This window comes from Herbaspirillum autotrophicum (assembly GCF_001189915.1).
Taxonomy (GTDB): Bacteria; Pseudomonadota; Gammaproteobacteria; order Burkholderiales; family Burkholderiaceae_D; genus Herbaspirillum; species Herbaspirillum autotrophicum.
Genome location: NZ_LFLS01000006.1, coordinates 66,879 through 79,979 on the forward strand (window position 1 = coordinate 66,879; position 13,101 = coordinate 79,979).

Here is a 13,101-nt window from a genome sequence, read left to right on the forward strand (position 1 = left end):
TATTTTTCAGGTAGACATGGTCCTTCCCCACAACTTGATGTGCAATCCGCTAACCGGTCAGGCCGTGTCGCGGAAGGTTAGATTAACCCGCTAATCTCGCGAAACGCGAAGACAGGTGAGCAAGACATGACGCAACTTTACGAGCAATACAACTCGAATTCCTACCTTTTTGGTAGCAATGCGCCGTACTTGGAAGAATTGTACGAAGCGTATCTCAACAACCCCGGTTCTGTTTCTGACAATTGGCGTGCTTATTTCGACGCGGTACAACACGTGCCTGCTGCCGATGGCTCCAATCGTCCTGACGTCGCCCACGCGCCCGTCATTGCCTCCTTTGCAGAACGCGCCAAACAAGGCCCGATCCGCACCGTGGTGGCATCCGCCGACACTGAAATGGGCCGCAAACGCGTCGCCGCCACCCAATTGATCGCCAGCTATCGCGATCTTGGTTCGCGCTTCGCCAATCTGGATCCGCTGCAACGTCAGGAGCGTCCAAGCATTCCTGAACTGGAACCAAGCTTTTACGGTTTCAGCGATGCCGACATGGACATCGTGTTCAACATCAGCAATACCTATTTCGGCCAGGAAACAGCATCGCTGCGCGATCTGCTCAATGCGCTGCGCGAAACCTACTGCCGGTCGATCGGCGCCGAGTTCATGTACATCAGCGATCCGGCAGAAGTGCGCTGGATGCAGGAACGTCTGGAACCGACCCGCGCGGTGCCGAATTTCTCGTCGGAAAAGAAAAAGCATATTCTCGACCGCCTGACTGCGGCGGAAGGTCTGGAGCGCTACCTCCACACCAAGTACGTTGGTCAAAAGCGTTTCTCGCTGGAAGGCGGCGAAAGCTTCATCGCCTCGCTCGACGAAACCATCCAGCGCGCCGGCGAAAAGGGCGTGCAGGAAATCGTCATCGGCATGGCCCACCGCGGTCGTCTGAACGTGCTGGTCAACACGCTGGGCAAGACTCCGCAAGAACTGTTCTCCGAGTTCGAAGGTCATCACGCTGACGATTTGCCAGCCGGCGACGTCAAGTATCACCAAGGTTTCTCGTCCGACATCAGCACTCCGGGCGGTCCGGTTCACTTGTCCCTGGCATTCAATCCGTCCCACCTGGAAATCGTCAACCCGGTGGTTGAAGGTTCGGTCAAGGCGCGTATGGATCGCCGCGGCGACAAGGATGGTTCGCAAGTGCTGCCGATTCTGGTGCACGGCGATGCCGCGTTCGCCGGTCAGGGCGTGGTCATGGAAACGCTGAATCTGGCGCAGACCCGTGGTTACGGTACTGGCGGCACGGTGCACATCGTTATCAACAACCAGATCGGTTTCACTACTTCCGATCCGCGCGATTCCCGTTCCACGCTGTACTGCTCGGACGTGGTCAAGATGATTGAAGCACCGGTGCTGCACGTCAACGGCGATGATCCGGAAGCCGTCGTATTCGCAACCCAGATCGCTGTCGACTACCGCATGCAGTTCAAGAAGGATATCGTGGTTGATATCATCTGCTTCCGCAAGCTGGGTCACAACGAGCAAGATACACCGGCGCTGACACAGCCGCTGATGTACAAGAAGATCGCACAACATCCTGGTACCCGCCGTCTGTACGCTGACAAGCTGTCGGCACAAGGCACGATCCCGGCCGAAGGCGGCGACGCCATGGTCAAGGCCTATCGCGATGCGATGGACGCCGGCAAGCATACTGTTGATCCGGTCATCACCAACTTCAAGAGCAAGTACGCGGTCGACTGGCTGCCATTCCTCAACCGCAAGTGGACTGACGCTGCCGATACCGCAGTGCCGCTGGCTGAACTGAAGCGTCTGGCAACCCGCATCACCACGATTCCGGAAGGCTTCAAGGCGCACGCACTGGTAGAGAAGGTCATCAATGACCGCGCTACCATGGGTCGCGGCGAACTGAATCTGGACTGGGGCATGGGCGAACATCTGGCCTACGCTTCGCTGGTCGCCTCCGGTTACGCCATCCGCCTGACCGGTCAGGATGCCGGCCGCGGTACCTTTGTTCACCGTCATGCCGTGTTGCATGATCAGAACCGTGAACGTTGGGATGCAGGTACTTACATTCCGCTGCAAAACGTGGCCGAAACCCAATCGCCATTCACCGTGATTGACTCGGTGTTGTCGGAAGAAGCAGTGCTCGGTTTCGAGTACGGTTATTCGACTGCAGAGCCGAACACGCTGACCATCTGGGAAGCTCAGTTCGGTGACTTCGCCAACGGCGCGCAAGTCGTGATCGACCAATTCATCAGCTCCGGCGAAGTGAAGTGGGGTCGCGCTTCGGGTCTGGTGCTGATGCTGCCGCACGGTTACGAAGGCCAGGGTCCGGAGCACTCGTCGGCACGTCTGGAGCGTTATCTGCAACTGTGCGCAGACAACAACATGCAAGTCGTCCAGCCAACCACTGCAGCGCAGATTTTCCATCTGCTGCGTCGTCAGATGATTCGCCTGTTCCGCAAGCCGCTGATCATCATGACACCGAAGTCGTTGCTGCGTAACAAGGATGCCGGTTCGCCGTTGTCCGATCTGGCCAAGGGTTCGTTCCAGACTGTCATCCCGGAACAGGATGACAAGATCGATCCGAAGAAGGTCAAGCGCGTGGTAGCCTGCTCCGGCAAGGTGTATTACGACCTGGTCAACGCCCGCAAGGAACGTGGTCAGAACGATACCGCCATCATTCGTCTGGAACAGTTGTATCCGTTCCCGCACAAGGCGTTTGCTGCTGCGCTCAAGCAATTCCCGAATTTCTCGGAATTGGTCTGGGCGCAAGATGAGCCGCAAAACCAGGGTGCATGGCTGCAGATTCAGCACAACATTTTTGAAAACCTGACTGACGGTCAAAAGCTTGCTTATGCAGGTCGTCCAGCCAGCGCATCGCCAGCTGTCGGTTACTACGACAAGCACTATGCGCAACAAAAAGCGCTGATCGACACCGCATTTTCCAAGCTCAAGGGCTTTGTCCTGACCAAATAATCAGGCTCATATAATCAGCTGTCAGGCGCGCAGTGCTGGGGCATTGCGCGCCGATGCTACAAGCGAATAAACCGAATCGGAGAGTTACATGGCACAAATCGAAGTAAAAGTCCCGCAATTATCAGAATCCGTTGCTGAAGCAACCCTGTTGCAGTGGCACAAAAAAGTGGGCGAAGCAGTTACACGCGATGAAAACCTGATCGACGTTGAAACTGACAAAGTGGTACTGGAATTGCCCGCCCCTGACAGTGGCGTGATCGTACAAATCATCCGCGCTGACGGCGCCACCGTGGTGGCCGGCGAAGTGATCGCGATTCTCGATACCGACGCCTCGGCCCAGGTCAGCCCGCTGGAAGTCAAGGCTGCACCAGCACCGCAACAAACCAATGAGCCGACTCCGGTTGCTGCTCCTGAACTGGCCGACAAATCCAACGTCGCCATGCCTGCTGCTGCCAAGCTGCTGGCCGACAACAACATGTCGACCGCGCAAGTTGCAGGTACTGGTAAAGATGGTCGCGTCACCAAGGGCGATGTGCTGGGTGCGTTGAGCGCACCGAAGGCTGCACCAGCTCCGGCAGCCGCTGCCAAGCCGGCATTGCAGGCAGTTGCTGCACCGGGCAAGCCAAGCCTGGAAAACCGCCCTGAAGAGCGCGTGCCGATGAGCCGTCTGCGCGCACGCGTGGCCGAGCGTCTGCTGCAATCGCAGGCAACCAACGCGATTCTGACGACCTTCAATGAAATCAACATGCAGCCGGTCATCGACCTGCGCAACAAGTACAAAGACAAATTCGAGAAAGAGCATGGCGTCAAGCTGGGCTTCATGTCGTTCTTCGTCAAGGCAGTGGTTGCCGCATTGAAGAAGTACCCGATTGTGAATGCGTCGGTTGACGGCAACGATATCGTCTACCACGGTTACTTCGACGTCGGCGTCGCCGTCGGTTCGCCACGTGGTCTGGTGGTGCCGGTGTTGCGTGATGCGGATCAAATGTCGATTGCCGATATCGAAAAGAAGATTGTCGAATTCGGTCAAAAGGCCAAGGACGGCAAGTTGTCGATCGAAGAAATGACCGGCGGTACCTTCACCGTTTCCAACGGCGGCACTTTCGGTTCGATGCTGTCGACACCGATCATCAACCCGCCGCAATCGGCAATTCTGGGTATTCATGCCACCAAGGATCGCGCCGTGGTTGAAAACGGTCAGGTCGTGGTACGTCCGATGAACTACTTTGCACTGTCCTACGATCACCGCATCATCGATGGTCGCGAAGCAGTGTTGAGTCTGGTTGCCATCAAGGACGCGCTGGAAGATCCGGCCCGCCTGTTGCTGGACCTCTAATCGGACCGCAGGGCGCAGGAGACGCATGGGGCGCAATCGTCCCCTGACCATCCTGCGCCTTTTTGCATTTTGCGCGCGCACCGGGTGCGCGGCACAAATTAGGAAAAAATCATGAGCAAGAATTTTGACGTGGTCGTTATCGGCGGCGGTCCTGGCGGTTATATCGCGGCGATCCGCGCTGCCCAACTTGGTTTCAGCACCGCTTGCGTCGACGAGTGGAAAAACGAAAAGGGCGGTCCGGCACCGGGTGGTACCTGCACCAACGTCGGCTGCATTCCATCGAAGGCATTGCTGCAATCGTCCGAGCATTACGATCATGCTTCGCATGCGTTCGCCGAACACGGTATCGAAGTCAAGGGCCTGAGCCTGAATCTGGCGCAAATGCTGGGTCGCAAGAATACCGTCGTCAAGCAGAACAACGACGGCATCCTGTACCTGTTCAAGAAAAACAAAGTGACGTTTTTCCATGGTCGCGGCGCGTTCGTCAAGGGCGATGCCAACGGTTATGAAATCAAGGTCAGCGGCGCTGCCGAAGAGTCGATTACCGGCAAGCACATCATCGTTGCCACTGGTTCCAATGCCCGCGCATTGCCGGGTGCGGCATTCGATGAAAACCTGATTCTGTCGAACACCGGCGCGCTGGCGATTACCGAAGTGCCGAAGAAACTCGGCGTTATCGGTGCCGGCGTGATCGGTCTGGAAATGGGCAGCGTCTGGCGTCGTCTCGGTTCCGAAGTGACCGTGCTGGAAGCATTGCCGACGTTCCTCGGCGCAGTGGATGAGCAGATCGCCAAAGAAGCCCACAAGCTGCTGGTGAAGCAAGGCTTGTCGATCAATCTGGGCGTCAAGATCGGCGACATCAAGGCGGGCAAGAAAGATGTGGCAGTGACCTATGTCGACGACAAGGGCACCGAGCACAAGGCCGTGTTCGACAAGCTGATCGTATCGATCGGCCGCACGCCGAATACTACCGGTCTGAATGCCGAAACCATCGGCCTCAAGCTGGATGAGCGCGGCTTTATCGCGGTCGATGGCGATTGCAAGACCAACCTGCCAAACGTGTGGGCAGTCGGTGACGTGGTGCGCGGCCCGATGCTGGCGCACAAGGCCGAAGAAGAAGGCGTGGCGGTTGCCGAGCGTATCGCCGGTCAGCACGGTCACGTCAATTTCAATACGATTCCGTGGGTCATCTACACCTCGCCGGAAATTGCATGGGTTGGCAAGACCGAACAGCAACTGAAGGCGGACGGCATTGCTTACAAGGCCGGTACGTTCCCGTTCCTGGCGAATGGTCGTGCCCGTGCATTGGGCGATACTTCCGGTATGGTCAAGTTCCTGGCCGATGCCAAGACCGACGAAATTCTCGGCGTGCATATCGTTGGTCCGGTTGCGTCCGAACTGATTTCGGAAGCCGTGGTAGCAATGGAATTCCGTGCTTCGGCCGAAGACATCGCGCGTATCTGCCATGCTCACCCGTCGCTGTCTGAAGCAACCAAAGAAGCGGCGCTGGCAGTTGACAAGCGTGCGCTCAACTTCTGATGCAACATCGCAGCACTGCAGCATAGTGATGGTTTGATGGAATGAATGGGCGAGCCTGGCTCGCCCATTTTGCTTGTATTTGCTGGTAGCAAGGCTGCGCCTGAGGCGCAGACAGGGATAAAACAATCATGGATGTCCGCGAATTTTATGATCATGCGCTGAGCGAGCGCGGCTTCAAGTCTGATGAAGCGCAGCAGCGTGCGATTGATCGCCTGCAGCGCGCGTATGAAGAATGGGTGACGTTCAAGGCCCAGCGTTCCAGTACCTTCAAGCGCCTGATCAACCGCCCGGACGTACCGCGCGGCGTCTATATGTGGGGTGGCGTGGGACGTGGCAAATCGTTCCTGATGGACAGCTTCTATTCGGTGGTGCCGGTAGTGCGCAAGACGCGCGTGCACTTTCATGAATTCATGCGTGACGTCCATCGCCAGCTGGATGAACTCAAGGGTATTGCCGATCCGCTCGATGAAGTGGCGCGTCGGATTGCCCGCAAGTATCGGCTGATCTGCTTCGATGAATTCCATGTGTCGGATATTGCCGATGCCATGATTCTCTACAATCTGCTCAAAGGATTGTTCGACAGCGGGGTGTCATTCGTGATGACGTCGAATTATCTGCCCGACAACCTGTATCCGGATGGTTTGCATCGTGATCGCATGATGCCGACCATTCAATTGCTCAAAGACCGGCTGGATGTAATGAATATTGACGCCGGCGTTGATTACCGCAAGCGCGCGCTGGAACAGGTCAGGATTTACCATACGCCGCTGGGTGCCAAGACTGACAGCGAATTGCGCAATGCTTTCGCCAGTGTCGCGGAAACTGCGGATGAAGAGCCGCGGGTGCATATTGAGGCACGTGAAATTCATGCCTTGCGCCGTGCCGGTACCGCCATCTGGTTTGATTTTGCGACATTGTGCGGTGGTCCGCGCTCGCAAAATGACTATCTGGAAATCGCCAGCCGTTTTCAAACTGTTATCCTGTCGGGTATTCCACGCATGTCGGCCGCAATGTCGTCGGAAGCACGCCGTTTTACCTGGCTGATTGACGTGTTTTACGATCACAAGGTGAAATTGGTGATGTCAGCCGAGGTCGAGCCGGAAGAGTTGTACACCGAAGGCATGCTGGCAAATGAATTTCACCGCACGGTTTCACGTATCATTGAAATGCAGTCGAAAGAATATATGGACTCGGAACGGCGTCTCGCCGCCGACAAGCTTGCTTGAACATGGACAGGATTACATGCAATCTTTTTTTTCTGATGTAAAGCGCCGCCGGGGCGTACGTCTGCTCAGCCGCATTGCGGTAATGGCGGCGGTATGCGCGGTGCAGTCGGTGTCGGCGCAAATGACCGTGACCAGCAAGGCGCTGATCGAACGCTTCCCGCCCGGCACTGCCTATACGGTAGAGTCGGCCGATGAAGCGCTGACGGCGACGACGCAGGCGCGGCAAGCGGTTGAAATGGCGTATGAAGATGAGCAACGCCGCTGTTACAAGCGGTTCTTTGTTTCTTCCTGTCTGGAAGACGCGACCGATGTGCGGCGCGTCGAATTGAAGCAGATTCGTCAGGTCGAAATGGAGGCCAATCTGTTCAAACGCCAGCATCAGGCCGATGAACGTGACAAGGCGCTGGCCGAACAGCGTACGGTCGATCAGGCGGATGCCAAGCGACGGGCGCAGGAGCAGCAGGAAAAGGCGGCTGCCGCTCAGAAGAAAGTAGCGGAAAGCCAGGCCAAGGCCAAAGAAGTGCAGGAGCGCGAAGCACAAACGGCAGGCAAGGGCGACTATCGGGTCAAACAACACGAAGCCGAAGTGCGGGCGCGGCGTGCCGAAGAGGCCGCCAAGGCGCCCGAACGGGCGGCCAATGAGGCGGCCTACAAGGCCAAGGTGAAGGAAGCCGAGGCGCATCGCCTTGAGGTAGAGCAGAAAAAAGCCGAGAAAGAGCGTGAGCGGGCCGCCAAACAGGCGCCGGCCGCAGTAACGCCGCCGGCGGCAGCACCCGCGCCCGGTACTGCCAGGTAAGCAGGCAGTGATTGCCGGCAATCAACCAGGTTTGTCTGGGCGTGATTTGATTGTTGACCTGCGGCAGGTGGATTACACTGTCGTCAGTGTTTTGCGCTCGCCGGCCGGCGCTGGCGGTTCGCAGATAATCCCGTACTTGTAACAGAGCTATCATGACAATGACGCATCGCGAAGATATACAACGCCGTATCATCGAACTGGAAGTGGAGCACCGCGATCTGGATGCCGTGATTGACATTTTGTCGCACGAAGTGCGCCATGAAGAGTTGCAGTTGCGCCGTCTGAAGAAGCGCAAGTTGCAACTGAAAGACCATATCATGCTGCTGAAAATGCAGCTGATACCTGATATTCCCGCCTGATACTGCGGCCATTGTCCGGCGCCGCGCCATGGGTGTCGCATACCGGCGGGTGCTGATCCGGCAGCCCTTGGCGCAGTAGTGCACCGGTGCCGGTTCTGTTTGTTTTTTTACCGCATTTTCATTTTCAATTCATCTACAGGCATTAGTCAGTGAGCTCGACCACAGATACCGTTGTTCCCGATTCATATGGTATCCATGATGCCGAGCTGGATCGCCTGTTCGGCGCCGGCGGCCCGCTCGGCGGCGCAGTCGGCAATTATCGTCCGCGCCACGCCCAGACCCAGATGGCTAAAGCCATCGCCGAGGCCATTGCCGGCCAGACCACGCTGATCGCCGAAGCCGGTACCGGTACCGGCAAGACCTTTGCCTATCTGGTGCCCGCCCTGTTGTGGGGTGGCAAGGTGATCGTATCTACCGGCACCAAGAATTTGCAGGACCAACTCTTTTTGCGCGATATCCCGACGGTACGCAAAGCGCTCAATGCGCCGGTATCGATTGCGTTGCTCAAAGGGCGCTCCAATTACGTCTGCCACTTCCATCTGGAGCGCACGCTGCAGAACGGACGCATGACCTCCCGCGATGATGTCGGTTATCTGCGCGAAATCTCGCGCTTCATGAAAACCACGTCGTCAGGCGACAAGGCAGAGTTATCGAAAGTCCCGGAAACGGCGCCGATCTGGAATCTGGTGACCTCGACCCGGGATACCTGCTTCGGTGCCGAATGTCAGTACTATCAGGATTGCTTCGTGATGAAGGCGCGCAAGGAAGCGCAGCAGGCCGATGTGGTGGTGGTCAATCACCATCTGTTTTTTGCCGATGTGGCGCTCAAGGATAGTGGCGTCGCGGAATTGCTGCCATCGGCCAATACCGTCATTTTCGATGAAGCGCACCAATTGCCGGAAGTGGCGACCTTGTTTTTCGGCGATACCATTTCCACTTCGCAAGTGCTGGAGTTGTGCCGCGATGTGCTGGCCGAGGGGCTGTCACATGCCCGCGATGGTGCCGACTGGGCCAAGCTGGTGTCGCCGGTGGAGCGTGCTGCACGCGATTTGCGGCTGGCGTTTCCGGAAGATATCGTGCGTCTGGCAGTGCATCAGATTGCGCCATCCAGTGTATTTTTCCCGGCGCTCGATACCATGCGCGATGCACTCGACGAGATGATTCTGACCCTGCAAACGCAGGCGGAACGGGCGGAAACACTGGAACAATGCCGTACCCGGGCACTCGAGCTGGCGCAGCAACTGGCGAGCTGGAACGGCAAGGATGACAAAGCCGATGGCGGTCAGTTTTATGTGCTGTGGGTCGAGGCATTTTCGAACTCGCTGCAATTGCACCGGACGCCGTTATCGATTGCGCCGATCTTCAACAAGCAACGCGAAGGCGTGCCCCGGGCCTGGATTTTTACCTCGGCGACGCTGGCAGTGAAAAACGATTTTCAGCATTACACCTCGCAGATGGGATTGCGGGATGAGCCGGCGCAGTCGTGGCCGAGCCCGTTCAATTACGAACAACAGGGCTTGCTGTATGTGCCGGACAGTCTGCCGCAGCCGAATTCCTTCGAATACACCGACGCCGTCATCGATGCCGCCTTGCCGGCCATCGAAGCGGCCGGTGGCCGTACTTTCTTGTTGTGCACCACGATCCGCGCCGTCAATCGTGCGGCCGAGCGGCTGCGCGCCGAATTCGAGGCGCGCAATCTGCCATTTCCACTGATGGTGCAGGGCGAAGCCGGCCGTACCGAATTGCTGGATCGTTTTCGTGCCGCCGGCAATGGCGTCCTGATCGGCAGCCAGAGTTTCTGGGAAGGTGTCGACGTGCGCGGTGAAGCCTTGTCGCTGGTGATCATCGACAAGCTGCCGTTTGCGCCGCCCGACGATCCGGTGCTGGCAGCGCGCATCGCGGAACTGGAAAAGAAGGGCTTGAACGGTTTCATGCATCATCAATTGCCGGAAACCATCATCAATCTGAAGCAGGGTGCCGGCCGTCTGATTCGCGACGAGACCGACAGCGGCGTGCTGATGATCTGCGATCCGCGTCTGATTTCGAAAGGATACGGTCGTCGCATCTGGCAAAGCCTGCCGCCGTTCAAACGGACCCGTGATATCGCTGCCGTGCAGGAATTTTTTGCCCGTCAGCACACAGCGCCGTCGCCGGAATCGCCGGCGATTGCCGTGGAGTAAGTCATGAGTTCGTCAACTTCACTGGTGCCGGTGCGCGCCTCTGAACTGGCGCTGGGGCAAGCTGCGCCGTGGCCGATTTATAACGAGGCCGGCGAATTGTTGCTGGCGCGTGGCACGGTGATCGATACCCAGGGCCAGCTTGAAGGTTTGATCAAGTTCGGCTTGTATCGCAATGGCAAATGGATCAGCGAACCGGATACCGAATCGGTGCCGTTGCCGCAATCGATGGATGTCTTGCGTCAGGCTGCCGGCAAACGGCGGCGTGCACCGGCCGCCTACGGCAAGGAAAGCGTGGTCGATATCGCCGATGTCCGCTGGCGCATGGGCGATGTCTTGTGGCTGCAGCCCGAACTCAGCCCGGCGGTGCGCTATGGCGTCAATCTGATTGGCAGCATCAGCGGCAAGAGCATTCTGGTGACGGCGCCGGTGAAAGACGGCAAGCTGGTGTATCTGCGCGAAGGCGAAGCCTTTATCGTACGTTCACTGGCGGGACGCCGGGCCTACGCTTTCGGCACCAAACTCCTCAAATATCAGCAGTCTCCCCATCACTATCTGCATTTGTCCGTGCCGAAAGACGTGCGGTGCACGGTCATTCGTCGCGATGTGCGGGTGGATGTGACGTTGTCTGCATTTCTGACCGGTGCTGCCGATGTGGCGGGCATTGATCCGTTTGCCATCGAAGTGACGGATATCAGTGTCGGCGGTGTATCAGGCATTGGCACCCGGGCGGCATTCGCCAAGGATGCCATTGGCCGCCTGCGGTTTCGCCTGCATGCCGCCAATGAGGATCACAACCTGGATCTGGCGGTGGTGGTGCGTGCTACCGAAGGTAACGCCGAGGCCGGCACTGTGCGTTACGGTTTGGAATTCACCGGCCTTACGCCGCAAGAACATCTGGTTCTGTCAGCCTTCATTTTTCAGACCGTTTCCGAGCAGGACTGAGGACGCTTGATAGCGTATTTCTCGGGTGCAGCTTCGGGTAAAATGGCGCCATGAAAATATTAATCAGCAACGATGATGGTTACCTTGCGCCCGGGATCGTGGCGCTGGCTGACGTGCTGTCAGCGATTGCCGAGATTACGGTGGTGGCACCCGACAGCAACCGTTCAGGCAGCTCCAATTCGCTGACGCTGGACCGGCCTTTGGGTGTGGAGCGCGCCGCCAATGGTTTCTATTATGTCAACGGTACGCCATCCGATTGCGTGCATATTGCACTCACAGGCCTGTTGCCGGAACGGCCGGATCTGATCGTGTCGGGCATCAATCAGGGCCAGAACATGGGCGACGACACCTTGTATTCGGGCACCGTGGCGGCGGCCACCGAAGGTTTTCTGTTTGGCCTGCCGGCGATTGCCTTCTCCCAGTTGCATAAAGGCTGGGCCGAGCTCGATGCCGCCGCTCGCGTGGCGCGCGATATCGTGGAACGTCATTTCGACGCCTTGCCCAAGCCCTATCTGCTCAATGTAAACATCCCCAACTTGCCGTATGGCGAATTGAAACCGACAGTGGCAACGCGGCTGGGCAAGCGGCATATGTCGGAGCCGGTCTACAAGATGCAGGACCCGCACGGCAAGGATATGTACTGGATCGGCCCGGCCGGTGCGGTCCGGGATGCCGGGGTCGGGACTGACTTTCATGCGACGGCGCTGGGGCATGTTTCGATTACACCGTTGCAGATTGATCTGACCCATACCAGTCAGCTCGATCACCTGAAAAAGGCGCTGGCATGACAGGCAAACCGAGCCGCTTTCCACTGACATTGTCTTCGGTGGTGGAAAACAAGACCCGGACTCCGGCCACCCGTTCCGGCTCAGGCTCGCCGCCAGCAACACCCACCAGAACCGTCATCACGCCGCAGACGGCAACCAGAAATGCCGCCCAGGATCTGAATCGCCAATACAGCCGGCCGCCGGCCGCCGGCAGTACGGCCAAACCGGTGCCACGGGCGGCGCCGGGAGTCATCAAGGCGCCGGCCGCAGACCGGCCGACACCGCTGGTCTCGGAAGCAATACGCAAAGCGATGGTGGCGCGCGTCGCCCGTCAGGGCGTCAAGGACAGCAAAGTACTGGCAGCCATGGAAGCGGTGCCGCGCCATCTGTTCATGGAGCCGGCACTGGCCAGTCAGGCGTATATCGATGCGTCGTTGCCGATCGGCCATCATCAGACCATTTCCCAGCCTTACATCGTCGCCCGCATGATCGAAATCATGCGTGCCAACGGCAAGCAAGGCGTACTCGACCGGGTGCTCGAAATCGGTACCGGTTGCGGCTATCAGGCGGCGGTATTGTCGCTGGTGGCGAAAGAGGTGTATTCGATTGAACGCATCAAACCGTTGCATGAGCTGGCCAAGACCAATTTGCGTCCGCTGCGTATTCCAAACATCCGCTTGCATTACGGAGATGGTATGCTTGGTCTGCCGCAAGTAGCGCCGTTTGACGGCATCATTCTGGCTGCGGCGGGGCTGGAAGTGCCGCAGGCATTGCTGGAGCAACTGGCGATCGGCGGACGGCTGGTGGCGCCGGTTGGCGCCCGGCAACAAATGCTGCAACTGATTCAGCGGGTCAGCAAGTATGAGTGGACCAGCGACACACTGGAAGAATGTCATTTTGTTCCTTTGCGTCCTGGCACGGTATGAATGTCGCAGCATGTCCGGCCGGGCTGCTGCACAAAAAAA

At 57.9% G+C, this 13,101-nt stretch carries 10 protein-coding genes; all 10 read left to right on the plus strand.

All coding sequences use genetic code 11. The features are described from left to right. The first annotated feature begins 126 nt into the window (after positions 1–126). The 10 genes from AKL27_RS06600 (at position 127) to AKL27_RS06645 (ending at position 13,062) form a co-directional block, all read left to right on the plus strand. Entirely contained in the window at positions 127–2,991 is a 2,865-nt protein-coding gene (locus AKL27_RS06600; protein WP_050462006.1) for a 2-oxoglutarate dehydrogenase E1 component, read from the plus strand. 88 nt (positions 2,992–3,079) lie between these two features. Next, positions 3,080–4,327, plus strand: coding sequence for a 2-oxoglutarate dehydrogenase complex dihydrolipoyllysine-residue succinyltransferase (gene odhB / locus AKL27_RS06605; RefSeq protein WP_050462007.1), 1,248 nt, complete (start codon positions 3,080–3,082; stop codon positions 4,325–4,327). 111 nt (positions 4,328–4,438) lie between these two features. After that, complete coding sequence (lpdA, locus tag AKL27_RS06610; RefSeq protein ID WP_050462008.1) at positions 4,439–5,866, plus strand: dihydrolipoyl dehydrogenase; 1,428 nt, start codon at positions 4,439–4,441, stop codon at positions 5,864–5,866. A gap of 128 nt (positions 5,867–5,994) precedes the next feature. Further along, positions 5,995–7,092, plus strand: a complete 1,098-nt coding sequence (zapE, locus tag AKL27_RS06615; RefSeq protein ID WP_050462009.1) for a cell division protein ZapE — start codon at positions 5,995–5,997, stop codon at positions 7,090–7,092. 16 nt (positions 7,093–7,108) lie between these two features. Further along, positions 7,109–7,888: a hypothetical protein gene (locus AKL27_RS06620; RefSeq protein WP_157056823.1), complete on the plus strand. Its 780-nt coding sequence runs from the start codon at positions 7,109–7,111 to the stop codon at positions 7,886–7,888. 152 nt (positions 7,889–8,040) lie between these two features. Further along, entirely contained in the window at positions 8,041–8,247 is a 207-nt protein-coding gene (locus tag AKL27_RS06625) for a YdcH family protein (RefSeq protein ID WP_083438905.1), read from the plus strand. Between the two features lie 149 nt (positions 8,248–8,396). After that, the gene (locus tag AKL27_RS06630; RefSeq protein ID WP_050462012.1) at positions 8,397–10,427 is read left to right on the plus strand and encodes an ATP-dependent DNA helicase; all 2,031 of its coding nucleotides are present in this window, start codon (positions 8,397–8,399) and stop codon (positions 10,425–10,427) included. A gap of 3 nt (positions 10,428–10,430) precedes the next feature. Continuing rightward, the gene (locus AKL27_RS06635; RefSeq protein WP_050462013.1) at positions 10,431–11,369 is read left to right on the plus strand and encodes a flagellar brake protein; all 939 of its coding nucleotides are present in this window, start codon (positions 10,431–10,433) and stop codon (positions 11,367–11,369) included. Positions 11,370–11,419: 50 nt separating this feature from the next. Then, a complete protein-coding gene (gene surE / locus AKL27_RS06640) occupies positions 11,420–12,157 on the plus strand; it encodes a 5'/3'-nucleotidase SurE (protein WP_050462014.1) in 738 nt (245 codons plus the stop codon). Further along, a complete protein-coding gene (locus AKL27_RS06645) occupies positions 12,154–13,062 on the plus strand; it encodes a protein-L-isoaspartate(D-aspartate) O-methyltransferase (protein ID WP_050462015.1) in 909 nt (302 codons plus the stop codon). The genes surE and AKL27_RS06645 overlap by 4 nt, the downstream gene beginning before the upstream one ends. Positions 13,063–13,101 lie beyond the last annotated feature (39 nt).

Bases quoted from the DNA above. Each gene is read 5' to 3' on its own strand.
- AKL27_RS06600 (WP_050462006.1), top strand. From the start codon at position 127: ATGACGCAACTTTACGAGCAATACAACTCGAATTCCTACCTTTTTGGT.
- odhB (WP_050462007.1), top strand. From the start codon at position 3,080: ATGGCACAAATCGAAGTAAAAGTCCCGCAATTATCAGAATCCGTTGCT.
- lpdA (WP_050462008.1), top strand. From the start codon at position 4,439: ATGAGCAAGAATTTTGACGTGGTCGTTATCGGCGGCGGTCCTGGCGGT.
- zapE (WP_050462009.1), top strand. From the start codon at position 5,995: ATGGATGTCCGCGAATTTTATGATCATGCGCTGAGCGAGCGCGGCTTC.
- AKL27_RS06620 (WP_157056823.1), top strand. From the start codon at position 7,109: ATGCAATCTTTTTTTTCTGATGTAAAGCGCCGCCGGGGCGTACGTCTG.
- AKL27_RS06625 (WP_083438905.1), top strand. From the start codon at position 8,041: ATGACAATGACGCATCGCGAAGATATACAACGCCGTATCATCGAACTG.
- AKL27_RS06635 (WP_050462013.1), top strand. From the start codon at position 10,431: ATGAGTTCGTCAACTTCACTGGTGCCGGTGCGCGCCTCTGAACTGGCG.
- surE (WP_050462014.1), top strand. From the start codon at position 11,420: ATGAAAATATTAATCAGCAACGATGATGGTTACCTTGCGCCCGGGATC.
- AKL27_RS06645 (WP_050462015.1), top strand. From the start codon at position 12,154: ATGACAGGCAAACCGAGCCGCTTTCCACTGACATTGTCTTCGGTGGTG.